Source organism: Kitasatospora sp. NPDC085464 (assembly GCF_044541955.1).
GTDB lineage: Bacteria > Actinomycetota > Actinomycetes > Streptomycetales > Streptomycetaceae > Kitasatospora.
In genome coordinates, this window is the sequence record NZ_JBITTM010000023.1 from 1 (window position 1) to 23,075 (window position 23,075).

24 protein-coding genes and 2 tRNA genes are annotated in these 23,075 nt (G+C 71.6%); 14 read left to right on the top strand and 12 right to left on the bottom strand.

The window, feature by feature from the left end; translation table 11 throughout:
• Together ACIGG8_RS21045 and ACIGG8_RS21050 are read right to left on the bottom strand one after the other, a co-directional pair.
• The coding region (locus ACIGG8_RS21045; protein WP_396549759.1) for a DUF4365 domain-containing protein at positions 1–653 on the bottom strand (653 nt) is incomplete at its 3' end.
• A gap of 311 nt (positions 654–964) precedes the next feature.
• The gene (locus ACIGG8_RS21050) at positions 965–1,525 is read right to left on the bottom strand and encodes a hypothetical protein (protein ID WP_396549761.1); all 561 of its coding nucleotides are present in this window, start codon (positions 1,523–1,525) and stop codon (positions 965–967) included.
• A 111-nt stretch (positions 1,526–1,636) separates the two neighbouring features.
• Here ACIGG8_RS21050 and ACIGG8_RS21055 point away from each other — a divergent pair, with 111 nt between their 5' ends.
• Positions 1,637–2,797 (top strand): pyridoxal phosphate-dependent aminotransferase, encoded by a 1,161-nt coding sequence (locus ACIGG8_RS21055; RefSeq protein WP_396549762.1) that lies wholly within the window; start codon positions 1,637–1,639, stop codon positions 2,795–2,797.
• 52 nt (positions 2,798–2,849) lie between these two features.
• Here ACIGG8_RS21055 and ACIGG8_RS21060 read toward each other — a convergent pair whose 3' ends face one another.
• Genes ACIGG8_RS21060 through ACIGG8_RS21070 form a run of 3 tightly spaced genes read right to left on the bottom strand, consistent with a single transcriptional unit; the run spans position 2,850 to position 4,029 of the window.
• The gene (locus ACIGG8_RS21060) at positions 2,850–3,383 is read right to left on the bottom strand and encodes a hypothetical protein (protein WP_396549764.1); all 534 of its coding nucleotides are present in this window, start codon (positions 3,381–3,383) and stop codon (positions 2,850–2,852) included.
• Entirely contained in the window at positions 3,376–3,669 is a 294-nt protein-coding gene (locus ACIGG8_RS21065) for a hypothetical protein (RefSeq protein WP_396549765.1), read from the bottom strand. Before ACIGG8_RS21065 ends, ACIGG8_RS21060 begins: the two co-directional genes overlap by 8 nt.
• A gap of 30 nt (positions 3,670–3,699) precedes the next feature.
• A complete protein-coding gene (locus tag ACIGG8_RS21070; protein WP_350519521.1) occupies positions 3,700–4,029 on the bottom strand; it encodes a WXG100 family type VII secretion target in 330 nt (109 codons plus the stop codon).
• 717 nt (positions 4,030–4,746) lie between these two features.
• On the opposite strand from ACIGG8_RS21070, the gene ACIGG8_RS21075 reads away from it, so the two are divergent.
• From ACIGG8_RS21075 to pyrE, 4 genes are all read left to right on the top strand, one after another.
• Positions 4,747–5,277: a DUF2617 family protein gene (locus ACIGG8_RS21075; RefSeq protein WP_350519641.1), complete on the top strand. Its 531-nt coding sequence runs from the start codon at positions 4,747–4,749 to the stop codon at positions 5,275–5,277.
• 154 nt (positions 5,278–5,431) lie between these two features.
• Complete coding sequence (locus ACIGG8_RS21080) at positions 5,432–7,078, top strand: polyamine aminopropyltransferase (protein ID WP_396549766.1); 1,647 nt, start codon at positions 5,432–5,434, stop codon at positions 7,076–7,078.
• 203 nt (positions 7,079–7,281) lie between these two features.
• Positions 7,282–8,376 (top strand): hypothetical protein, encoded by a 1,095-nt coding sequence (locus ACIGG8_RS21085; RefSeq protein ID WP_396549767.1) that lies wholly within the window; start codon positions 7,282–7,284, stop codon positions 8,374–8,376.
• Between the two features lie 43 nt (positions 8,377–8,419).
• Positions 8,420–8,956: an orotate phosphoribosyltransferase gene (pyrE, locus tag ACIGG8_RS21090; RefSeq protein ID WP_350519638.1), complete on the top strand. Its 537-nt coding sequence runs from the start codon at positions 8,420–8,422 to the stop codon at positions 8,954–8,956.
• Positions 8,957–9,079: 123 nt separating this feature from the next.
• On the opposite strand, the gene ACIGG8_RS21095 is transcribed toward pyrE, so the two are convergent.
• Positions 9,080–9,796 carry a DedA family protein gene (locus ACIGG8_RS21095; protein ID WP_396549769.1) on the bottom strand — a complete coding sequence of 239 codons (717 nt, stop codon included), beginning with the start codon at positions 9,794–9,796 and terminating at the stop codon, positions 9,080–9,082.
• 372 nt (positions 9,797–10,168) lie between these two features.
• On the opposite strand from ACIGG8_RS21095, the gene fbaA reads away from it, so the two are divergent.
• Positions 10,169–11,191, top strand: coding sequence for a class II fructose-bisphosphate aldolase (fbaA, locus tag ACIGG8_RS21100; RefSeq protein WP_396549771.1), 1,023 nt, complete (start codon positions 10,169–10,171; stop codon positions 11,189–11,191).
• 89 nt (positions 11,192–11,280) lie between these two features.
• On the opposite strand, the gene ACIGG8_RS21105 is transcribed toward fbaA, so the two are convergent.
• Complete coding sequence (locus ACIGG8_RS21105; protein ID WP_350519635.1) at positions 11,281–11,700, bottom strand: DUF3151 domain-containing protein; 420 nt, start codon at positions 11,698–11,700, stop codon at positions 11,281–11,283.
• Positions 11,701–11,973: 273 nt separating this feature from the next.
• Here ACIGG8_RS21105 and ACIGG8_RS21110 point away from each other — a divergent pair, with 273 nt between their 5' ends.
• Positions 11,974–12,765, top strand: coding sequence for a DUF3152 domain-containing protein (locus ACIGG8_RS21110; protein ID WP_396549773.1), 792 nt, complete (start codon positions 11,974–11,976; stop codon positions 12,763–12,765).
• A 112-nt stretch (positions 12,766–12,877) separates the two neighbouring features.
• Here the strand turns inward: ACIGG8_RS21110 and ACIGG8_RS21115 are convergent, their stop codons facing one another.
• From ACIGG8_RS21115 to purS, 4 genes are all read right to left on the bottom strand, one after another.
• Entirely contained in the window at positions 12,878–13,690 is an 813-nt protein-coding gene (locus tag ACIGG8_RS21115; protein WP_396549775.1) for a sterol carrier family protein, read from the bottom strand.
• 66 nt (positions 13,691–13,756) lie between these two features.
• Positions 13,757–16,012, bottom strand: coding sequence for a phosphoribosylformylglycinamidine synthase subunit PurL (purL, locus tag ACIGG8_RS21120; protein WP_350519632.1), 2,256 nt, complete (start codon positions 16,010–16,012; stop codon positions 13,757–13,759).
• Positions 16,012–16,689, bottom strand: coding sequence for a phosphoribosylformylglycinamidine synthase subunit PurQ (gene purQ, locus ACIGG8_RS21125; RefSeq protein WP_350519631.1), 678 nt, complete (start codon positions 16,687–16,689; stop codon positions 16,012–16,014). Before purQ ends, purL begins: the two co-directional genes overlap by 1 nt.
• On the bottom strand, positions 16,686–16,940 hold the full coding sequence (gene purS / locus ACIGG8_RS21130) for a phosphoribosylformylglycinamidine synthase subunit PurS (protein WP_049654013.1): 255 nt from the start codon (positions 16,938–16,940) through the stop codon (positions 16,686–16,688). The genes purQ and purS overlap by 4 nt, the downstream gene beginning before the upstream one ends.
• A gap of 467 nt (positions 16,941–17,407) precedes the next feature.
• Here purS and ACIGG8_RS21135 point away from each other — a divergent pair, with 467 nt between their 5' ends.
• From ACIGG8_RS21135 to ACIGG8_RS21165, 7 genes are all read left to right on the top strand, one after another.
• Positions 17,408–17,725 (top strand): Lsr2 family protein, encoded by a 318-nt coding sequence (locus ACIGG8_RS21135; protein WP_030056585.1) that lies wholly within the window; start codon positions 17,408–17,410, stop codon positions 17,723–17,725.
• Positions 17,726–17,867: 142 nt separating this feature from the next.
• Positions 17,868–17,940, top strand: a tRNA-Gly gene (locus ACIGG8_RS21140).
• A gap of 40 nt (positions 17,941–17,980) precedes the next feature.
• Positions 17,981–18,053 (top strand) — tRNA-Gly (locus ACIGG8_RS21145).
• Positions 18,054–18,207: 154 nt separating this feature from the next.
• A complete protein-coding gene (locus ACIGG8_RS21150) occupies positions 18,208–19,218 on the top strand; it encodes an ABC transporter ATP-binding protein (protein ID WP_396549778.1) in 1,011 nt (336 codons plus the stop codon).
• Positions 19,215–20,057: an ABC transporter permease gene (locus tag ACIGG8_RS21155; protein ID WP_396549780.1), complete on the top strand. Its 843-nt coding sequence runs from the start codon at positions 19,215–19,217 to the stop codon at positions 20,055–20,057. Before ACIGG8_RS21150 ends, ACIGG8_RS21155 begins: the two co-directional genes overlap by 4 nt.
• A 65-nt stretch (positions 20,058–20,122) precedes the next feature.
• Positions 20,123–21,370 carry a sensor histidine kinase gene (locus ACIGG8_RS21160; RefSeq protein WP_396549782.1) on the top strand — a complete coding sequence of 416 codons (1,248 nt, stop codon included), beginning with the start codon at positions 20,123–20,125 and terminating at the stop codon, positions 21,368–21,370.
• Between the two features lie 87 nt (positions 21,371–21,457).
• The gene (locus tag ACIGG8_RS21165; RefSeq protein WP_350519627.1) at positions 21,458–22,078 is read left to right on the top strand and encodes a response regulator transcription factor; all 621 of its coding nucleotides are present in this window, start codon (positions 21,458–21,460) and stop codon (positions 22,076–22,078) included.
• Between the two features lie 59 nt (positions 22,079–22,137).
• Here ACIGG8_RS21165 and ACIGG8_RS21170 read toward each other — a convergent pair whose 3' ends face one another.
• On the bottom strand, positions 22,138–23,037 hold the full coding sequence (locus tag ACIGG8_RS21170; RefSeq protein ID WP_396549785.1) for a phosphoribosylaminoimidazolesuccinocarboxamide synthase: 900 nt from the start codon (positions 23,035–23,037) through the stop codon (positions 22,138–22,140).
• Between the last annotated feature and the right edge of the window lie 38 nt (positions 23,038–23,075).

The following is a 23,075-nucleotide window of genomic DNA, read 5'->3' on the forward strand; positions in this document are numbered from 1 at the left end:
ACAATAAAGAAAGACACTTTGACCGCTTGACTATCGAAATGGGGATGGCGTTCACGAAAGTCAACGGAGGCAACCCCTAGCTCATACGGAATCCCCCCGATCGGCACCTCGGCAACTGCCCTGTGACTGCCGAGCCGCCGCACCGCACGTCCGATCACCTGCGGAAAGGTCCTTGGGGCATCTGGCATTGCCCCGTCACGCGTCTCTATAAAGCGCGACACGCTGGCTACGAAATGAGCCACGGTGGTCGCGTCAAGGATTTCAGTCTCACCAATCGGAACGCTCTTCGGAGTCTCACCCCGACCAACTCGTTCCAGGAGGTGTTCGGTCATATTAACCCAGAACAGCTTGCGCAGCTCCGGGTCATAGACAACACCGATCACTGGAATCCGGCTCAGGGTCCAATCTCTGAGATGATTACGGCATGGAATTCCGTATCCGACGGGTCGCCTATAAGCTCCGCCACTCTTCACCTGGACAGCTACGATCTCGCCTGTCCGCTCCCCTAGCCTGGTGAAGCTCAGGTAGCAGTCCTCACCTTGGTCATTCCCCCCATCGATTTCTTGAACGATGTGACCCGCAGACTCCATCAACGAGCGAAACTCGTTTACCCCGGCCCTTTCGGTGACCCTTGTGGCGCGTACCTTGGTCATTTCAGCTCCCCCTCAGCTACTGCTCCGACTGGTGCCGCAACGATGTGGGCATCTCCATCAGCACTGCCCGGAAAGTAGGTATCGCGCAGCAATTCCCGGCTTCCACAGCATCGCGGGCTGCAGCTCACGTCGCACATTAGCTCGCTTGGCAGGCATGCAGAGATGGTACTCAAGTAGACTGACAATCAAGGTTTTGGGTCGACTGCGGCAACCCGATTCGGCCATCCCCCAGGCTCATAGAGGTACCCCCGTGGGCATACGTGATGTACCGGGCCTGCCCTGTTATGGGCTGATGGCCTTCCTGGACAGCATCAGGAATCAGCACCCTCTGGGCCCAGCCGACGAGCGAGACGCGCAGCAATCTCCGGCAACACCAGCTCCACTCGGCGGCGAAACAGGCCCTTGACCACGAAGAAGCACGAGAACCTCCCGTACGGGCCGATCTCTCGGCACTCGTAGAGGCCGTTACCGCGGAGCGGCCAACCGTAGGGCTGGCCGCTCCGGCTGAGGAAGGTGCGCGCGTACACGTACTTCTCGTTCGTGCCACGGATCTTGGCGACCCAGCCAGCCGAGACGGAGCAGATGAGGCGCTGGGGCGTGATAGACACGTCGGGAAACGGGGCAGCTGGATCCGCGCTGGCGACGTCAAGGGGCATATCGAGCGCCGCTGTCGATGCTGCGGTCTGTTCGGCGGTGGCGTGCCGTGCGCACACTCCTGGGTGCTCGCCGATGCCGTACCAGGGCATCAGCTTGTTCCGGCAGCGAGTCCCCGCCTTCGTCATGGTGGTGCACTGGTTCACGCGCTCCTCCGCCTCCCCTGCGGCCAGCCGTTCAGCCTTGGCGGCGGTGATCCTATATGCCTGGGTTGCCACCGGCCCGGCTACGGCACCAGTTGGATTACTGGGTCGGCGGGTTGTGCGTGCTTGTCCATCCCCCGCCAACCATCAGAGGATGGCCCTCACGACGAGCCGTGAGGAGCCGAGATGGGTACCAGGCCGCTGCTGAACCGCCGACTGGCCGGCATGGGAACGACGATCTTCGCCGAGATGTCCGCCCTGGCCACTGCCACCGGCTCGATCAACCTTGGGCAGGGCTTCCCTGACACAGATGGGCCTGAGGAGGTCCGCGAGGCGGCCGTGCGCGCCCTGCGCGAGGGCCACGGCAACCAGTACCCGCCTGGCCCCGGTATCCCTGAGATGCGGCAAGCCATCGCCGAGCACCAGCAGCGCTTCTACGGCCTGTCGTACGACCCGGATGCTGAGGTGCTGGTCACCGCCGGAGCTACCGAGGCGATCGCGGCGGCCCTGCTGGCCCTGCTCGAACCCGGCGACGAGGTGATCGCGTTCGAGCCGTTTTACGACTCGTACGCCGCCTGCATCGCCATGGCCGGCGCCGTCCGCGTCCCGCTCACCCTCCGGGTCCCGACCTTCCGGCCCGACCTGGACGAGCTGCGTTCGCTGATCACCCCGCGCACCCGCCTCCTACTGATCAACACCCCGCACAACCCCACCGGCACCGTCCTCACCACCGACGAACTGCGCGGGATCGCCGAACTTGCCGTCGAGCACGACCTCCTGGTAATCACCGATGAGGTCTACGAACACCTAGTCTTCGGCGCCGCCCACCACCCCATCGCCGCCCTGCCCGGCATGCGCGACCGCACCGTCACCATCTCCTCCGCCGGCAAGACCTTCTCCTTCACCGGCTGGAAGGTCGGCTGGGTGACCGCGAGCCCGGCCCTGGTCTCCGCCGTGCGCACCGCCAAGCAGTACCTCACCTACGTGAGCGCCGGCCCGTTCCAGTACGCCGTCGCCGAGGCCCTGCGGCTGCCCGACGCGTACTTCGACACCCTCCGCGCCGACCTGCGGCGCAAGCGCGACCTGCTGGTCGACGGCCTCACCGCGGCCGGCTTCCAGGCCTTCACCCCCGAGGGCACGTACTTCGTCACCACCGACATCACCTCGCTCGGCGAGAAGGACGGCGTCGAGTTCTGCCGCGCCCTGCCCGAGCGCTGCGGCGTCGTCGCCATCCCCAACGCCGTCTTCTACGACGACGCCGACGCCGGACGCAGCCTGATCCGCTTCACCTTCTGCAAGAAGGACGAGGTCCTGCGCGAGGCGGTGGCACGACTCCAGCGGCTCTGACCGGCGCGCCGGCCGGTCGGGGTGTCGACGTCAGCCGGTCGGGTTGTGGACGTCAGCCGGTCGGGTTGTCGAAGCGGGCCCAGCCCTCCGCATCCAGTGCGTCCAGGGCCCGGTCGTCCAGTTCGACGGCCGGGCTCGGGGACAGGTGCTTCCGCCAGGTGCTGCGCGGCACCATGGTCATGCCGAAGTCGATGAAGCCGTTGGTGAAGCGGAAGCTGGAGCCGCCGCGTTCGTAGAGGCGGAGCAGGGGCTCGAACGGATCCGGCAGCGGGGGCAGTTGCACTCCGGGCGCACTGGTCAGGGCGGCCCACTGGACGGCGGCCGCGCCGCTGTCCATGGCGTACGACGAGCCGGAGGCGTCGTCGATGAAGTTCTCGATGTCCGCGATCACCGCCGGGTCGGCACGGACGGAAGGGTCCACGATCTCCGCGAGGTCGAAGAAGGGCCACATCTGGGGCTCTCCGTAGGCGTCGAGCCAGAGCGCGGCCCGCCGGAAGTACTCCTCCATCAGCGCAGCGCGCGAATAGCCCTTCTCGATGGCCTCGCCCGGGGGCTTCCAGTCGACGGCCTTGAGGCGATCAACCATCGACTGCACAGCGTCGGAACTCACTTGAGGTCGTAACCTTTCGCCCGGAGACCGCGACACCGACCGACGCGGCGGTGGCGGCGGTGTCCGCCGAGATGCCGAAGGTCACGAACGCCAGGGCCGCGCCGACGACCAGGGTGCCGCCGACGATCGCGGCCTCCTCCTCCAGCTTCTTGATCGCCTTGTCGACCTCGTGGGCGACCTTGCGCAGCTTGTCCGGGTCGGCATCCGGCCACCACATGCCGGTGACCTTCTGGACGGCCTTCGCGACCGTGGACTCACCCACAGGCCGGCTCTCGGCCGGGGACGGGGCGGGTCACGACAGCAGGTTCTTGGCGTGGTCGTCGGCCCCGGCATGGTTGTCGGCATGCGCGCGCAGCCCCGCGCCGATGCTGCCGAGCCCCTGGACCAGGACGTCCAGCGCGGAGAGCACCTTGTCGTGCGGACCGTTGTACGCCGTCGCGAACTCGTTGCCCTGCTTGTCACCGCCCCACGGACTGCCCGCGTCGGCCAGGCTGCGCTTGAGCGTGTCGAGCGCCGTCTTCAGCGCCTTGCTCTGGTTCTCGAAGGTCGGCGCGGCGTCCGTCAACTCCCCCGGCCGGACCTTGAACTCCGGCCCACCCGCCTTCGCCCCGTCATCCGCCACAACGACACCCCCATGCTGTCCGCACCTCGGATCAGTGCGAAGAGTGAGATGGCGAGGGAAGCTGACGCAGTTTCGACTGGCGCCCGTGAGGCGGGTCACACCTGCCATGCCGCGCCGGACGACGGCTCCGACACCGGCCGTAGCCTGATCCGCTTCACTTCCTGCAAAAGGGATGACGTCCGCCGGGAGCGCGTGTCCCGCCTACGGCGCCTCCGAGGGCCCGCGCGCCCCCTTTCACGCCTCGCGGCGACGGTCGACGCCGACCGGACGCCTATCCTGAAGGACCATCAACTCGCCTGATCGGACAGCCCGTTTGCCGCCACCAGGACAAAAATGGCGCACCGTCCGGCGCACCTCCGCCGCCCTCCCCGCCCCGTGTGTGGAGGGCGGCGGCGCGCGATGCGCGCTGGCAGCGCACAACCGGCGCGCACGGCGCACGACCCGGTGGTAGGGGCGCGCGCTGTGCAAAGTCGCACACCGGGTCGATCAGAGCCGGGAAGCAGGTGTGCTCGAAACGGTGAATGCTTGACAAAGTTGGGTAAATCACCGGCGGACCCGGCGTATTCGTGCTTCTCTGCTGCTGAATCTCCAGCCGGAATCCTTCCTTCCACGGTCGGCCGCGCCCAGGGCCGCACAGCCACGAACAGCCTCGCCATCGCCTAGGCCTACTCGCTGCTGCTCGGCGGGCGCGCACGGAGCTGAAACGCGGAGCCGAGCATGCTCACCACACTGCAGACCTCCTACACGGACACCCGCGCCGGTGACCTCGCCTGGTGCCTCGGCGGCGACCCGCTGCCCGCTCTCGCGGTCCGCGACCTGAGACTCGACGGAGGCGGCCGTCCGGGCGCGACCGGCACCCTCCAGCTGCGGCTGCTGGGCGCCTCGCACCAGGTGGTGATCGACGCCGGTCCCGGCCGGTGCCTGGAGACCGTCGCCTGCCTGCCCGGCCGCCGCACCCCGCTGCCGGCCCGGGTGGCCAAGCAGGTCGGCGGCTGGGAGTACGAGTTCGCCGCCCGGATCGAGGCGCTGCCGCCGCACGACTTCGCCGCCCGCGCCCAGGAACTTCTGGCCCTGGTCGAGGGCCACCCGCGCGGCCTCGCCGGGGTCTTCCCCGGCGACCCGAGCGCCTTCACCGCGCTGGTCACCCAGGGCGGCACCGACCGCCTGCTCTGGCGGACCTGGCACGCCTACCCGCAGGAGGGGCAGCTGGTGTGCACCCGCTCCTCGCTCGTGGTGTCGGGGCCGTGACTCCCGAAAGCCGGGACGCGAACACCGACCCGGCCATAGGCTGCCAAGGAAAGCCCTTCGAATCGTACGCAGGAACGGTTCGTCAATCCGGCGTGGCCCACTGTCCGTCGGATGGGCGCAGCTATCAGTCCCGCACGTCCCCTAGCGTTTGTTCGTGATCAACCATCCGGCCGGTCCGCCCGCACGCCCGCGAGTGGACCTCGACGACGGCGCCCCACCCCGGCCCGGGCACGGCCTCGCCCCACTGCCCGCCCGCCGTCGATCCCGGCTGCGCTCCCGCCCCCGGCTCGCCCGGCTGGCCGTCCTGACGGCCGCCTTCGTCTGTGCGGCCTGCGGGCTGGTCTACGAACTCGAACTCGTCGCGCTCGGCGACTACCTGCTCGGGGACACCGTCACCCAGACCTCCGTGGTGCTCTCCGTCATGGTCTTCGCGATGGGCCTCGGCTCGCTGCTCGCCAAACGGCTCACCCGCCGGCCCGCCACCGCCTTCGCCCTCGTCGAGTGCGCGCTCGCCCTCACGGGTGGCCTCTCCGTCCTCGCCCTCTACTCCTGCTGGGCCTGGCTCGGCCGCTACCAGGCCGTGATGGTCGGCCTCACCTGCCTCATCGGCATCCTGATCGGCGCCGAGATCCCCCTGCTGATGACCCTCGTCCAACGGATCAGACGCGAGGACGCCGGGCGCGCGGCAGCCGACCTGTTCGCCGCCGACTACGTGGGAGCACTGATCGGCGGACTCGCCTTCCCGTTCCTGATCATGCCGGCGCTCGGCCCCGGCGACGGCGCGCTCCTCACCGGCGCCGTCAACGCCGTCGCGGGCGCCGCCCTGGTGCTCTGGCTCTTCCGGGAGGAACCCGCCCCGCGGATACGACGGCTGCTCTGGGGCGGCTGCCTGCTCGTCCTCGGCCTGCTCGCCGCGGCCGCGGCCGGCTCCGACGCGATCGAACGCGCCGCCCGGCACGCCCTCTACGGCGACCAGGTCCGCTTCGCCACCCGCAGTCGGAACCAGGAGATCGTGCTCACCGGCCCCGCCGAGGGCCCGCTCCGGCTCTACCTCGACGGACGGCTCGCGGTCTGCGGGCCCGACGAGTACCGGGCCAGCGAGGGCCTGGTCCACCCCGCGATGGCCGCCGGGCCGGACAGCCGGGTCCTGCTGCTCGGCGGCGGCGACGGGCTCGCCCTGCGGGAGGTGCTGCGCCACCGCGGCGTCCGCTCCGTCCGCCTGGTCGACGCCGACCCCGCCCTCCCCCGGCTCGCCCGCACCGACCCCGGGCTCGCCGGCCTCGGCGGCCACTCCCTGGACGACCCGCGGGTCCGCACCACCGCCGCCGACCCGATGGCCTGGCTGCGCGGCGCGAGCGCCACCGAGGACGACGGACCGTACGACGTGGTGCTCGCCGACCTGCCCGCACCGGCCGACGGCGGGCCGGTCAAGTTCCACTCCCAGGAGTTCTACGGCCTCGCCGCCCGGCTGCTCTCCCCCGGCGGCCGGATCGCCGTCCGGGCCGGGAGCGACCTGAACGGCCTCTGGCAGATCGACTCGGGCCTGCGCACGGCCGGACTGCAGACCGCCCCGTACGCCGTCCCGGGCAGCCCCAGCGCCAGCTGCCGTCCCGGGCAGCCGGACTCCTCCGGGCAGAACTACCTCCTCGCCGCCGCCACCCACCCCCCGCTCGCCCTCGCCCCCGACGCCCCACCGCCCCGGGCCCTCACCCCCGACACCCTCCGCGCCTCCACCACCCGCCTCGCCGCCCTCCGCCCCGCCCGCCCCCCGGCCGCCCTCACCCTCCTCAGCCCGCACTGACCACGACAGCCCACAGCCGGTGGGGGGCGCAGCGGGCGCAGCCGGCGGGTCGCCGCGCACCGCCGGCCCTGGACGCCCCGCGCGGAGCGGGGCCGCCTCCTCGACGGGCCGAGGAGGTGGGCCGGGGTGGGGCGGGTGGGGTGGGGAAAGTCGGGTGGTGGTGGGTAGGGACCGGGCGGGGTTGGGTCGGTAGGCTCCGTGGCATGGAGCATGAGGTTGTCGTCCCGATGCCCGCCGAGCTGGTGCGGCAGGCCCTGCAGGATCCGGCGCTGCTGGCGCGGAGTGTGCCGGGGCTGAGCACCGAGCCGGCTGCGGTCGGGGCCGGGCCCGCCGAGGAGATCAGCGGGCGGCTGAAGCTGCGGGTCGGCAGCTCCACGATCACGTACAAGGGCGTGCTGTCGCTGATCGAGGGCCGGGAGGGCGTTCTGACGGTGCTCGCCGAGGGCCAGGAGGCCCGGGGCAGCGGCGAGGCGACGGCCACCGTCCGGGTCAGCGTCGCGGACGGTGCCGAGGACGGCACCGCCGTCATCCGCTTCACCGGCGACCTCAGCGCCACCGGTCGGCTGACCGAGTTCGACGAGGAGACCCTCGACGCCACTGGCCGCCGTCTGCTGGACAGGTTCGCCGCCGCCCTGGTCGCCCCGGAGGGCGAGCAGGACCGGGACCAGGACGAGGACTCCGACGCCGAGGCGGCGACCGAAGCCGAGACCGAAGCCGAGGCCGGGACCGAGACCGAGACCGAGACCGCCGGGGTGATCTTCATCGAGGACCGCCAGGACCAGCCCGGTGACGACCTCGACGACGACCTCTCCGACCTGATCGCCTTCTCCGACGCCGACGCCGAGCGCTTCGGCCTCCCCACCGGCTCCGCCGATGAGGACGAGGACGAGGACGAGAGCGAGGACACGGACCGCGCCACCGGCCGGGACCGGGACGACGTCGAGCCCGAGGACGACGTCGAGCCCGGCGCCGCGGAGCAGGACGCCGTCGCCGAGGAGATCCCCGTCGAGCCGCTCTTCGCGTACGAGGAGGAGCCGGCGCTCACCGGCCCGGTGCGCCGCAGCATCGTCGGCCGGTCCGCCGAGGAGGTGGACCACGCCCCGCCGCGCGGCCCGTACGCCCCGGCACTGCCGGCCCGCAGTGCGCGGGCCCGGGCGGCGTCCCGGTGGGGCGGCGAGGCCGGCGGGATCGTGGTGCCGGGCACCGGCGGCCGCAACGCGATGCCGTGGGTGATCGGCGGTTCCGTGGCCCTGCTGGGCGGTGCCGTGGTGCTGGTCAGGGCGCTGCGTCGCCGCTAGTCGGGAGCGCCGGGGGCGTCGCCAGGCCCTAGACTGAACGCTCATGAGCAACGACCGCGACGCCCTGCTGGCACAGATCAAGGACAAGGCCGTCGTGCACGGCAAGGTCACCCTCTCCTCCGGCAAGGAGGCCGACTACTACGTCGACCTGCGCCGGATCACGCTGGACGGCGAGGCCGCCCCGCTGGTCGGCCGGGTGATGCTGGACGCGACCTCGCACCTGGAGTACGACGCCGTCGGCGGTCTGACCCTGGGCGCCGACCCGGTGGCCGCGTCGATGCTGCACGCCGCCGCCGCGCGCGGGCAGAAGCTGGACGCCTTCGTGGTCCGCAAGGCCGGCAAGGCGCACGGCCTGCAGCGCCGGATCGAGGGCCCGGAGGTGAAGGGCCGCCGGGTGCTGGCGGTCGAGGACACCTCCACCACGGGCGGCTCGGTGCTGACCGCCGTCGAGGCGCTGCGCGAGGCGGGTGCCGAGGTGGTCGGCGTCGCGGTGATCGTGGAGCGCGGCGGCGCGGGTGCCGTCCAGGAGCAGGGCCTGGAGTACGTGACCGCGTACACCCTGGACGACCTGGGTCTCTGACCTCCCGACCACCCCACGCCCGCGGACGACCCCAGCCCGCGGACGACCGCACGAACGACGGAGGGCCGGGTCTGTTTCACGTGAAACAGACCCGGCCCTCCGGCCGTGCTACGGGCTGGGCACTCAGCTCCGCCGGTGCCGACCGCCACCGGCCTGCGCGTGGCCGTCGCCGACGTCGCCGCCGCCGGCCTTCTTCTTCTTCCGCTCGCGCATGACCTCGATCAGGATCGGCGAGATCGACAGCAGCACGATCAGCAGCGCCGCCGGGATCAGGTACTTGTCGATCACCGGGGCGAGCGCCTCGCCGAAGAAATAGCCGATCAGCAGCATGGACTCGGTCCAGAGCACACCGCCGATGACGTTCCACACGAAGAACGTCCGGGCGGGCATCTCCAGGGTGCCGGCGACCGGGTTCAGGAAGGTGCGGACGACCGGGATGAAGCGCGCCAGCACCACGGCCTTGCCGGAGCCGAACTTGTTGAAGTACTCCTCCGCCTTCTGCACGTACTGGCGTCGGAAGATCTTCGAATCGGGCTTGTCGAACATCTTCGGCCCGACCTTGGCACCGATCAGGTGCCCCAGCTGGGCGCCGGCGATCGCCGCCACCGGGCAGCCGATGAGCAGGACCGCGATCGGCAGCCTGGCACCGTCGCCGAGCACCGACGAGGCGGCGTTCGAGGCGGCGACGCCCGCGATGATCAGCAGCGAGTCACCCGGGAAGAAGAAGCCGACCAGCAGGCCGGTCTCCGCGAAGATGATCGCGATCAGCCCGATGGCGCCGAGGGACGAGATCAGGGATTTGGCGTCGAGCAGGTTGACGGCCAGCTGGTTGTAGTCCACGGGCGCAGGATAGCGGGCGTACCTTGCGGGCGGGCGGGCGTACCTTGCGGGCGGGCGGGCGTACCGTGCGCCGGGCTCCCGACGCCGCCCGTCGCACGCGGGCCCCACCCGCCCCACCGGCCGCACGGTGCCGCGTTCCGACAGGCGGGCTCCTGCTGACCTGCGGGCACGAGTCTGGGAAGATGGCCGAGGCGTCCGGTCCGCGGCGGCCCACCACCCTCATGGCCGTACCGCGGAGGTCGCTCGAACCTTGGTGCCGGAGAGCCACATCGCAACGCCGCGCGTCGGCGGGCCGGCACGGAGTCGTCACGAAGGCGTACACAGCGTCGGACAGCACCGTCCGTACGCCGCAACCCGACAGGAGCGGATCGCATGCCCATCGCAACTCCCGAGGTCTACAACGAGATGCTCGACCGGGCCAAGGCGGGCAAGTTCGCCTACCCGGCCATCAACGTCACGTCGTCGCAGACCCTGCACGCCGCGCTGCGTGGATTCGCCGAGGCCGAGAGCGACGGCATCATCCAGATCTCGACCGGTGGCGCGGAGTTCCTGGGCGGTCAGCACAACAAGGACATGGTGACCGGCGCGGTCGCGCTCGCCGAGTTCGCGCACATCGTCGCCGCCAAGTACGACATCACCGTCGCGCTGCACACCGACCACTGCCCGAAGGACAAGCTCGACGGCTACGTCCGCCCGCTGCTGGCGGTCTCGGCCGAGCGCGTGGCCAAGGGCGAGAACCCGCTGTTCCAGTCGCACATGTGGGACGGCTCCGCCGAGACCCTCTCCGACAACCTGACCATCGCCCAGGAGCTGCTGGCCCAGGCCGCCGCCGCCAAGATCATCCTTGAGGTCGAGATCACCCCGACCGGTGGCGAGGAGGACGGCGTCACCCACGAGATCAACGACGAGCTGTACACCACCGTCAACGACGCCGTGCGCACCGCCGAGGCGCTGGGCCTGGGCGAGAAGGGCCGCTACCTGCTGGCCGCCTCGTTCGGCAACGTGCACGGCGTGTACAAGCCGGGCAACGTCGTGCTGAAGCCGGAGCTGCTGCGCGAGCTGCAGGACGCGATCGGCAAGCAATACGGCAAGACCGACCCGTTCGACTTCGTCTTCCACGGCGGCTCGGGCTCCACCGCCGAGGAGATCGCCACCGCGCTGGAGAACGGCGTCGTGAAGATGAACCTGGACACCGACACCCAGTACGCCTTCACCCGCCCGGTCGCCGGCCACATGTTCGCCAACTACGACGGCGTGCTGAAGGTCGACGGCGAGGTCGGCAAGAAGAACACCTACGACCCCCGCACCTGGGGCAAGCTGGCCGAGGCCGGCATGGCCGCCCGCGTGGTCGAGGCCGCCGAGCAGCTGCGTTCGGCGGGCAAGCGCCTGAAGTGAGCCCGGCGGCCGCGTGCGAGCGCGGCAGCCGCGTGGAACACGGGTGCCCCCGGCGGTCCTCCGCCGGGGGCACCCGCACGTCCGGGTTCCTACTGCTTGAGCTCCGCGTACGCCTCCGCGCTGCTGTCCTTCAGGAACTGCCAGCAGCGGGCCTCCTCCTCGGTCTCCTTGATCGCGCCGGCCGCCCGCGCGAGCGCCGCCAGGCAGCGCAGGAAGCCGCGGTTGCCGCGGTGCTCCCACGGCACCGGGCCGTGGCCCTTCCAGCCGTTGCGCCGCAGCGCGTCCAGACCCCGGTGGTAGCCGGTACGGGCGTAGGCGTACGACTCGACGTACCGGCCGGCCGCGTAGGCGTCGTCGGCGAGCATGGCCCAGGCCAGGCAGAAGGACGGGAACTCGGCCGCCACCTGGGTCGGTGAGGCGGACTCCTCCGCCAGCATGCGGTAGGGCCGCTCCTCCTCGGGCAGGAGGGTCGGTTCGGGACCGTCGAGAAGATTCCTGTGAATCGCCATGCCCTGAAGTCTGCCACCCGAGACGCAGGGGTCAACCGCCGCACCGTGGGTGCATCGTCCGAGGTGCGGTCGATCGGCGATGTCACGGCGCCGTCGCACGGCCCGGTGTGGAGGAAGGCCCGGCGATCTGCATACCGGGTACATGGACATTCACCCGTTCGCCATGCCAAGGTGACGGTCGTGCCCGCAGTCCGACCCGCCAGTAGGCGAGCCGCCCAGCAGAAGAAGGGCGGCCGCAGACGCCGCCGGCCCCGTCGGAGAGTGAGCCCTGGCATGCTCACGGCAGTGGTGGCAGCCGCCGTGTTGCTGGGCGCCACCGCGGTCCTGCTGGACCGGCACTCCGACACTCCGGCCGCCGCCCCGACCACCCAGGCGCGGGCCGTCCCGCCCGGCGAGGAGACCGCCGCGGCGACGCCGACCCCCACCCCGGTCGCCACCCCCACCCTCACACCGACGCCCACGCCCACGCCCACGCCCACGCCCACCGCACCGGATCCCGGCCCCACCAAGGGCCCGGGCACCTTCACCACCGCCCCGGCCGGCGCCAAGGCGGTCGGGCGCGGCAACGTGCGCCGCTACCGGGTCGAGGTCGAGGACGGCATCGGGATCGACGCGGCGGACGCCGCCGCCCAGATCCACGGCATCCTCGGCGACCCGCGCGGCTGGACCAACGACCGCCGGAACGGCTTCCAGCTGGTCGCGACCGGCTCGTACGACTTCACCGTGAAGATCGCCTCGCCGGCCACCGTGGACCGGATCTGCGGCGCCTCCGGCCTGGACACCCACGGCGAGGTCAACTGCAACGTCGGCGACCAGGTGGTCGTCAACTCCAAGCGCTGGAACACCGGTTCACCGCAGTTCAGCGGGCCGATCGAGGAGTACCGGGCGCTGATCGTCAACCACGAGGTGGGCCACCGGATCGGCCACGGCCACGAGGGCTGCCCCGCCCCCGGCAAGCCGGCACCCGCGATGATGCAGCAGATCTACGGCCTCAAGGGCTGCACGCCCAACGCCTGGCCGTACTCGGCGGAGGGCACCTACCTCGGCGGCCCGGCCGTCCCGTAGCCCCCGGCGGTCCCGAACCCGACCGCAACGGGAACGGAGTCGGGACATCGCCGGCGAGCCGCTGCGCAAGGTCGCCGAGGCGCCGACGGGGCGACTGCGCCGAGCCGGCCGGCTACCCGAGCACCGGCAGGTGCGCCCGCAGGTCGCTACGCTCCCCCGAGGCGGACACCGCGGCCGCCTCCACCGCCGCCGCCCAGTCGGTCCGCCCGGTGGCCAGCCGGATCCAGGTCAGCGGGTCGGTCTCGACCACGTTGGGCGGGGTTCCCCGGGTGTGCCGGGGGCCCTCGACGGCCTGGACGACGGCGTACGGCGGGATCCGCAGCTCCACCGCGCCGCCGGGGACGTGGTCCGCGAAGGCGTCGGCCAGCATCCGGGTGACGGCGGCGAGGGCCTGGCGGTCGTGCGGGAAGGCGTCGAGGCCGAGCGCGTCGGCCAGGTCGTCGGCGTGCACGACGGTCTCCACCAACCGGGTCACCAGCACGTCGGCGAGCGTCATCGAGCCGAGCCGGATCTCGAACCGCCGTGCCGGGTCTGCCGCTTCGGGCCGTTCCAGCAGTCCGGTCAGCGCGTCGGCGGACCGTCCGAAGGCCGCCGCCACCGAGGCCGGATCCCCGCCGAAGTCCGCCGAGGCCCGCTCCCTGGCCTGCTCGTCCAGCACTGCCGCGACCGTGCCGACCGCCGCCACCCACCCCGACAGGTCCAGGGGCGGGCGGCCCTGGAGCGGATCGTCCAGGTGCGCGGGCACGTAGTCGAGTTGGACGGCGAGGTGCGCGACCAGCTCCCGGACCGTCCACTCGCCCAGCCTCGTCGGCAGGTCCAGCTGCTCCGCGGTGAGGCCGCTCACGACGGAGCACAGCGCCCCGGTCTGGGCGGCCAGTGCGGCGCGGACCTTCTGCGGCTGGTACGTACGGGACTTGGGAGGCATGGGCCCCAAGATACGCCGAGGGGCGGCCGGCTCCGCAGAGCCGGCCGCCCCTCGGGACGGGTGCCGTCAGCCCAGCAGGGCCTCGATGACGCCGGTGTGGGCGTCCTTCAGCTCGGCCAGCGAAACGCTGAACTGGCCCTGGACCTCCAGGTCCTGGCCGTCCACGACACCGATCCGGGTGGCCGGCAGGCCGCGCGCGGTGCACATGTCGTTGAACCGGAGCTCCTCGCTGCGCGGCACCGCCACGACGGCGCGGCCCGCGGACTCCGAGAACAGCAGGACGAACGGGTCCGCGCCCTCGGGCACGATGATCCGCGCGCCGTGGCCGCCCTTGAGGCAGCTCTCCACGAGCGCCTGGCCGAGGCCGCCGTCGGAGAGGTCGTGCGCGGCGTCGATCATGCCGTCGCGCGAGGCGGCGATCAGGATCTCGCCGAGCAGCCGCTCGCGCTCCAGGTCGACCTTGGGCGGCAGACCGCCGAGGTGGTCGTGGACCGCCTGGGACCAGGCCGAGCCGCCGAGCTCGTCCGCCGTGTCGCCGAGCAGGTAGAGCAGCTGCCCCTCCTCGGCGAAGGCGACCGGGGTGCGCCGGGTGACGTCGTCGATGACGCCGAGCACCGCGACCACCGGGGTCGGGTGGATGGCGACCTCGCCGGTCTGGTTGTACAGCGAGACGTTGCCGCCGGTGACCGGGGTGCCGAGCACCAGGCAGGCGTCGGCCAGGCCGCGGGTGGCCTCGGCGAACTGCCACATCACGTCCGGGTCCTCGGGGGAGCCGAAGTTGAGGCAGTCGGAGACGGCGAGCGGCTTGGCACCGCCGGCCGCGACGTTGCGGTACGCCTCGGCCAGGGCCAGCTGGGCGCCGGTGTACGGGTCCAGCTTGGCGAAGCGGCCGTTGCCGTCGGTGGCGACCGAGACGCCGAGGTTGGTCTCGTCGTCGATTCGGATCATGCCCGAGTCCTCGCCGTGCGAGAGCACGGTGTTGCCGAGCACGTAGCGGTCGTACTGGTCGGTGATCCAGGACTTGGAGGCCTGGTTCGGGTGGCTCGCGACCTTCAGCAGGTCGGCCTTGAGGCCCTCGCCGGTGGTCGGGCGGGCCAGCCGCTCGGCGGTCGGGGCGTCGGCCTGCAGCGCGTCCTGCCAGCTCGGGCGGGCGAACGGGCGCTCGTAGGTCGGGCCCTCGTGGGCGACGGTGCGCGGCGGGACGTCCACCACGAGCTCGCCGTGCCAGTAGATCTCCAGGCGCTCGCCGTCGGTCACCTCACCGATGACGTTGGCGATGACGTCCCACTTCTCGCAGATCTCCAGGAAGCGGTCGATCTTGTCGGGCTCCACGATCGCGCACATGCGCTCCTGCGACTCGCTCATGAGGATCTCCTCCGGCGAGAGCGTGTGGTCGCGCAGGTGCACGGTGTCGAGCTCGATCCGCATGCCGCCGGAGCCGGCCGAGGCCAACTCGCTGGTGGCGCAGGACAGTCCGGCGCCGCCGAGGTCCTGGATGCCCTTGACGAGCTTCTCGCGGAAGATCTCCAGGGTGCACTCGATGAGGAGCTTCTCCTGGAACGGGTCGCCGACCTGGACCGCCGGGCGCTTGGCCGGCTTGGTGTCGTCGAAGGTCTCGGAGGCCAGCACCGAGACGCCGCCGATGCCGTCGCCGCCCGTGCGGGCGCCGTACAGGACGACCTTGTTGCCGGCGCCGGACGCCTGCGCGAGGTGGATGTCCTCGTGCTTCATGACGCCCACGCACAGCGCGTTGACCAGCGGGTTGCCCTGGTAGCAGGAGTCGAAGACGACCTCGCCGCCGATGTTCGGCAGGCCCAGGCAGTTGCCGTAGCCGCCGATGCCCGCGACGATCCCGGGCAGCACGCGCCGGGTGTCCGGGTGGTCGGCCGCGCCGAAGCGCAGCGGGTCCATCACGGCGACCGGGCGGGCGCCCATCGCCAGGATGTCGCGCACGATGCCGCCGATGCCGGTGGCCGCGCCCTGGTAGGGCTCGATGTACGACGGGTGGTTGTGCGACTCGACCTTGAAGGTGACGGCGTAGCCCTGGCCGACGTCGACCACACCGGCGTTCTCGCCGATGCCGACGAGCATCGCGTCCGAATCGGGCTTCTTCTCGCCGAACTGCTTCAGGTGGACCTTGCTGCTCTTGTACGAACAGTGCTCCGACCACATGACCGAGTACATCGCGAGTTCGGCGCCGGTCGGGCGGCGGCCGAGAATCTCCCGGATGCGCGCGTACTCGTCCTCCTTGAGGCCGAGCTCGGCCCAGGGCTGGGCGGCGTCCGGGGTCTGCTCGGCGTTCTTGACGGTGTCGAGGCTCATCAGGCGTTCACCAGCTGCTTCAGGACGGAAGTGAAGAAGCCCAGGCCCTCGGTGGTCGGACCGGTGAGCGGCTCCACGGCGTGCTCCGGGTGCGGCATCAGGCCGACGACATTGCCGGCGGCGTTGGTGATGCCGGCGATGTCGCGGTACGAACCGTTCGGGTTGACGTCCAGGTAACGGGCGACCACCCGGCCCTCCGCCTCCAGCTCGTCCAGGACGTGCTGGTCCGCGACGAACCGGCCCTCGCCGTTCTTCAGCGGGACGACGATTTCCTGGCCCGCCGCGTAATCCCGGGTCCAGGCGGTGCCGGCGTTCTCGATGCGCAGCTTCTGGTCGCGGCAGATGAAGTGCAGCGAGTCGTTGCGGGTGAGCGCACCGGGCAGCAGGTGGGATTCGCAGAGCACCTGGAAGCCGTTGCAGATACCGAGGACCGGCATTCCGAGCCTCGCCTGCTCGATGACGGTCTCCATCACCGGGGAGAAGCGCGAGATCGCACCGCAGCGCAGATAGTCGCCGTAACTGAATCCGCCCGGCAGGACGACGGCGTCGACCTGGTGGAGATCCTTGTCACGGTGCCACAGGGCGACCGGCTCGGCACCCGCGAGACGGACCGCCCGCTGGGCGTCGCGGTCGTCGAGGGAGCCGGGGAAAGTGACGACGCCGACGCGGGTGGTCACTTGCCCTCCTCCTCGACCCGGACGGTGAAGTCCTCGATCACGGTGTTGGCGAGAAAGGTCTCGGCGGCTTCGCGGATACGGGCGAGCGCCGCGTCGTCGACCGGGCCCTCCACATCCAGCTCGAAACGCTTGCCCTGGCGGACGTCGGCGATCCCGGTGAATCCGAGACGGGGCAGTGCACGCTGCACCGCCTGTCCCTGGGGGTCGAGGATCTCCGGCTTGAGCATGACGTCGACTACGACGCGTGCCACTGGCACTCCCGGTGGTGTCTTCGGTGAGGCGGGGGAACTCCAGACTACCGGTGGTTTCGGGCAGGATTGCTGGCCGGGGATAGCGACGCGCGTAGACCCGGGCCCCTTACGCCGCAAGGGATCCGGAGCCCCGGCCCCCCGTCCGGAGCGGCCCGTTTCCGGGGTTTCGGCGCCCGGAACCGCCCCCTCCGGAGAACACCCGAATACGGCACTTGGGGACAGATCCGCCCGTCCCGCACATCGGTATCCGACAGTCCCGCGAAGACACGTGAATATCCGGAAAAGAATGCCGGACTCTTCGATTTCGACCCCCTTCGGGTGCAGAATAGGGCCACCTGTCGCGGCAAGTGCTGCGTATCAGGCGGGCCACCGGCCTGCCCGTATGCGCTTGCGCGAGTTGGTGCACATCAGGCCCCGGGAGCACCCCCGTGGACCGGTGGCCGAATTGCCCGAGAGGATTGACACCCATGGCTCAGCGTGTAGTTGTCACGCTCTCCGACGACCTGGACGGCGGCGCCGCCGCAGAAACCGTCCACTTCGGCGTCGACGGGAAGTCGTACGAGATCGACCTGTCCGTGGACAACGCGGAAAAGCTGCGGGAGGCCCTCGCCCCGTTCGTCGCCGCCGGGCGGCGCCAGAGCCGCACCGGAAAGTCCTTCCGCCGCACCGCGCTCACCCCGGACCCCGCCGCCGTCCGCGCCTGGGCCCTGTCCCGCGGCATGGAACTGCCGGCCCGCGGCCGCATCCCCAAGCACGTGTACGAGGCGTTCGCCGAGGCGAACTGACCCCCGGGGCACCAGGCCCCCGGTCGCCCTGCCCGCCCGGATCGAAAGGGTGGGGCGACCACCCCGAACGATGCTGTAGAGTATTCCTCGTCGCCGCAACGGAGAGATCCGAAGAGGCGGCGGGTGCCCCACCAGGCACCATGCGGACGTGGCTCAGTTGGTAGAGCATCACCTTGCCAAGGTGAGGGTCGCGAGTTCGAATCTCGTCGTCCGCTCGCAGTGCGCGAGCACAGCACAACTCAATAGTTTGACCATGCGGACGTGGCTCAGTTGGTAGAGCATCACCTTGCCAAGGTGAGGGTCGCGAGTTCGAATCTCGTCGTCCGCTCCGGAACGAAGGGCCCCCTCGATCGAGGGGGCCCTTCGGCATTCCCGCCCGCGAATGCTCCATGACATTTGTCATCGCCGACCCGTGGATCCCCACCGCGATGTCATGACGGCGCGCACTGCCCGCACGGCCGGGCCGGCGGAAGGCTTGGGGCATGGAAACGAGCCGCCCCTCCCGCCCCAGCGACCATGTGATCGAGGTCACCGACCTGCACCGCCACTACGGCAGCGGTGCCACCGGCCACCACGCCGTCCGGGGCGTGGACCTGACCGTCGGCCGCGGCGAGCTGTTCGCCCTGCTCGGCACCAACGGGGCGGGCAAGACCTCCGCCATGGAGCTCATCGAGGGCCTGGCCACCCCCAGCGACGGCACCGTCCGGGTGCTCGGCCACGACCCCCACCGGGAGCGCGCCGCCGTCCGCCCCCGGATCGGCATCATGCTCCAGGAGGGCGGCTTCCCCGGCGACCTCACCGCCGCCGAGACCGGCCGCGTCTGGGCCGGGATGACCAGCGACGCCCGGCCGGTCGAGGAGGCCCTGGAGCTGGTCGGCCTCACCCACCGCCGCAACGTCCGGGTCAAGCAGCTGTCCGGCGGCGAACGGCGCCGGCTCGACCTCGCGATGGCCCTGCTCGGCCGCCCCGAGGTGCTGTTCCTGGACGAGCCCAGCACCGGCCTCGACCCCGAGGCGCGCGCCGCCGTCTGGCGGCTGGTCCGCGAACTGCGCGCCCAGGGCACCACCGTGCTGCTCACCACGCACTACCTGGAGGAGGCCGAGGAGCTGGCCGACCGGCTGGCCATCATGCACGGCGGCCGGATCATCACCTCCGGCACCGTCGCGGAGGTGATCGCCGGACGGCCGTCCCGGATCGCCTTCGAGCTGCCCGAGTTCGCCGGGACCTCGCTCCCGCTGCTCGCCCCGGCCGAGGTCACCGTCGACGGCCGCAAGGTCACCGTGCAGACCGGCGACCTCCAGCACACCCTCCACGCCCTGCTCGACTGGGCGCACCGGCACGGCGTCGCGCTCGGCGCCCTGGACGCCCGCAGCGCCTCGCTGGAGGAGGCCTTCCTCGCCATCGCCTCCGAGGCCGCCCACCAGGCCCCGCCGCAGGCCCCCGCCGCCCCCGCCCGTCCCGCCCGCCGCCGCCTGATCGGATCCGCCCGATGACCACCGCCGCCACCGCCACCGCCGCGCCCACCGCCACCGGCCCGCAGGGCACCGCCGCCCGCCGGCTGCTCGCCCTCGGCCGCGCCGAGGCCGTCCTGCTGCTGCGCAACCGCACGGCGATGTTCACCGCCCTGCTGCTGCCGCTGCTCCTGGTCTTCTCCCTGAAGGGCACCCTCGGCAAGCAGGCCGAGGACAACCCCGGGCTGGACGTCGACTCGCTGCTGGTCTACGGCTCGGTCGGGATGATGCTGTCCTTCGTCGTCTACTACAACCTGACCGCCGCCTACGTCGCCCGGCGCGGAGAGCTGGTCCTCAAGCGGCTGCGCACCGGCGAGGCCCGGGACATCGAGATCCTGCTCGGCACGGCCGTCCCCTCGCTCGCGCTCGGCCTGCTGATGGCCGCACTGATCGGGATCGGCGGCAGCGTCGGACTGCACCTGGCGGTGCCGGTCAACCCGCTGCTGATGGTCGTCGGCCTGGTGCTGGTGCTGGCCACGATGATCGCCCTGGCAGCGCTGTCCAGCGCCTTCACCAGGACCGTCGAGAGCGCCGGCATCACCACCCTGCCGGTCATGCTGATCATCCAGCTCGGCTCCGGCCTGTTCATCCCGCTGGAGGTCATGCCCGCGCAGCTGGCCGACGCCTGCCGACTGCTGCCGACCACCCCGGCCTTCCAGCTGATCCGCGTCGGCTGGTTCGGCACCGACGGCTCGGCCGCCGCGACCGGCTTCGCCGGCAGCTGGGGCGCCGCCGGCCCGCACCTCGTCACCGGTGCGATCTGGCTGGGCCTGGCGGTCTGGGGCGCGGTGCGCTACTTCCGCTGGGAGCCGCGCCGCTGACCGCGCGACAGCAAACCAAGGATTTCCCCCGGTTCGACCTCTGATATGAAGGCAACAGCACGATCATGGTGGAACTGGGGGGACGACACGTGGACATGCGCTCACCACTGCGCAGGTGGAAGGGCTACGGCAAACCCCACCGCGCGGAGCTCTACTTCCGCTGGTCGATCTACCTGATGCCACTGGCCGCGGTGCCGGTGGCGCTGCTCAGCCTCGGCGCCCACCTCGACGAGTACTCGCCCGGCGCCGCCCGGGTCTCCCTGGCCGTCTCGCTGGTCACCACCCTGGTCGGCATCCGGGCCTGCCGGACCTCGCTCGACCACTACCTCGGCCGGCCGGCCGACCACCGCCGCTGGCTCGTCGTCAACGGCGCGGTCACCGTCGGCGGCATCTGGGCCCTGCTGCTGGCCGGCCCGCGGGCGGACGGGACCGGCGCTCCGCCTTCCACCGTCCTGGTCGCCACCGTCCTGCTGATCGTCGCCTACGGCCCGATCTCCGTCGGCCTCCGGCTGCGGTGGTCCGCCCCGGCCGCCGTCGCCCTCGCCGCGGCGGTCGCCCCGGCGATGGTGCTGGCCGGGGTGAGCGCCGGCACCACCGTCGGGCAGCTGATCGGCACGCTGCTCGGAATGCCCCTGATCGCGCTGAGCTGCCGCAGCTTCGCCTGGCTGACCGCGGTGGTCTGGGAACTGGACGGCGCCCGCGAGACGCAGTCCCGGCTGGCCGTCGCCGAGGAGCGGCTGCGCTTCTCCCGCGACCTGCACGACGTCATGGGCCGCAACCTCACCACGATCGCGCTGAAGAGCGAACTCGCCGTCCAGCTCGCCCGCCGGGGCCGCCCCGAGGCCGCCGAGCAGATGGCCGAGGTGCAGCGGATCGCCCAGGAGTCGCAGCGCGAGGTCCGCGACGTCATCCGCGGCTACCGCACCGCCGACCTGCACGCCGAGGCGATCGGCGCCCGCGCGGTGCTCCGCTCCGCCGACGTCGCCTGCGAGATCGACCTCGGCGAGGACGCCGACGAACTGCCGCCGCACGTCCAGGCGGTGTTCGGCTGGGTGATCCGCGAGGCCACCACCAACGTGCTGCGGCACAGTGAGGCCGAGCGCTGCCTGATCCGGCTGCGCCGGCAGGGCGGCCGGGCGGTGCTGGAGCTGGAGAATGACGGGGTGCCCGCCGTGCCGCTCCCCTCCCAGGGCGGCGGCACCGGGCTGCGCGGCCTGCGCGAGCGGCTCGCCGCCCACGACGGCGAGCTGACCGTGCCGACCACCGGGCCCGGCGTCTTCCGGATGCTCGCCACCGTCCCGCTGCCGAACTGAGCGGACGGCCGAACCGAACGGACCCGGGCGAACCGAACGGACCCGGGCGATCCGCCCGACCCGAGCGACCCGAGGAAGTGCCGACCGATGACCGACACCGCGCCCGTCCGCGTCCTGCTCGCCGACGACGAGCACCTGATCCGGGGCGCGCTGGCCGCGCTGCTCTCGCTGGAGGACGACATCGAGGTGGTCGCGCAGGCCGGCTCCGGCCCTGAGGCCCTGGCGATGGCGCAGGCGCACCGGCCGGACGTCGCGGTGCTGGACCTCCAGATGCCCGGCAAGGACGGCATCGAGGTGAGCGCCGAGCTGCGCCGGCTGCTGCCGGACTGCCGCTGCATGATCGTCACCGGGCACGGCCGCCCCGGCTACCTGAAGCGGGCGCTGGAGGTCGGGGTGCGCGGCTTCCTGCCGAAGACCGTCTCGGCGGCGGACCTGGCGGGCATCATCCGCACCGTGCGCTCCGGCGGCCGGTACGTGGACCCGGAGCTGGCGGCGGACGCGATCAGCGCGGGCGAGACCCCGCTGACCCCGCGCGAGACGGACGTCCTGGAGCTCGCCGCCGACGGCACCCCGATCGCCGAGATCGCCGAGCGGGCCGCGCTCTCCCAGGGCACCGTCCGCAACTACCTGTCCTCGGCGGCCACCAAGCTGGGCGCCGAGAACCGGCACGCGGCGGTGCGGATCGCCCGCGAGCACGGCTGGATCTGAGCCGCAGCCGTGCCCGCGGGCGTCATCGGGGCGTCCCCGTGGGGGCGTCCCCGTGGGCGTCAGACCCAGGTGGTGCCGGTCAGCCGCTCGTAGACCTCGATGTACTTGGCCCGGGTCTGCTCGACGACCTCGTCCGGCAGCGCCGGCGGCGGCAGCTCGCCGTGGCGGTCCCAGCCGGAGGCCGGGGAGACCAGCCAGTCGCGGATCAGCTGCTTGTCGAACGAGGACTGCGAGCGGCCCGGCCGGTACTCGTCGGCCGGCCAGTAGCGCGAGGAGTCGGGGGTGAGCACCTCGTCGCCGATCACCAGCTCGCCGTCCAGCAGGCCGAACTCGAACTTGGTGTCGGCCAGGATGATGCCGCGCTCGCGGGCGATGTCCCGGGCACGGGCGTAGACGTCCAGGGTGGTGCGGCGCAGCTGGTTCGCCAGCTCGGCGCCGATCCGGCGGGCGGTCTCCTCGTAGGGCACGTTCTCGTCGTGCTCGCCGACCTCGGCCTTGAGCGCCGGGGTGTAGATCGGGGCGGGCAGCTCGGAGCTGTTCTCCAGGCCCTCCGGCAGGGCGATGCCGCAGACCGTGCGGCTCTGCTCGTACTCGGTCAGGCCGGAGCCGGCCAGGTACCCGCGGGCGACGGCCTCGACCGGGATCATGTCCAGGCTGCGGCAGACCAGCGTGCGGCCCTTCCAGTCGGCGGGGGCGCCGGCCGGGACCTCGGTGGAGATCACGTGGTTGGGGACGATGTCCGCGATCCGCTCGAACCACCACAGCGACAGCTGGGTGAGGACGCGGCCCTTGTCGGGGATCTCGTTCGGCAGCACCCAGTCGTGGGCGGACGTCCGGTCGCTGGCGACCATGACCAGCTCACCCGACTCGGTGCGGTAGAGGTCGCGCACCTTGCCGGTGTGCAGGTGGACCAGGCCGGGTACCTGGACCGGCTCGGGCTTGGTGACAAATCCGCTCAAGGTGTCTCAGTCCTCAGGGGTCGTTCGCGGGCGTGGGG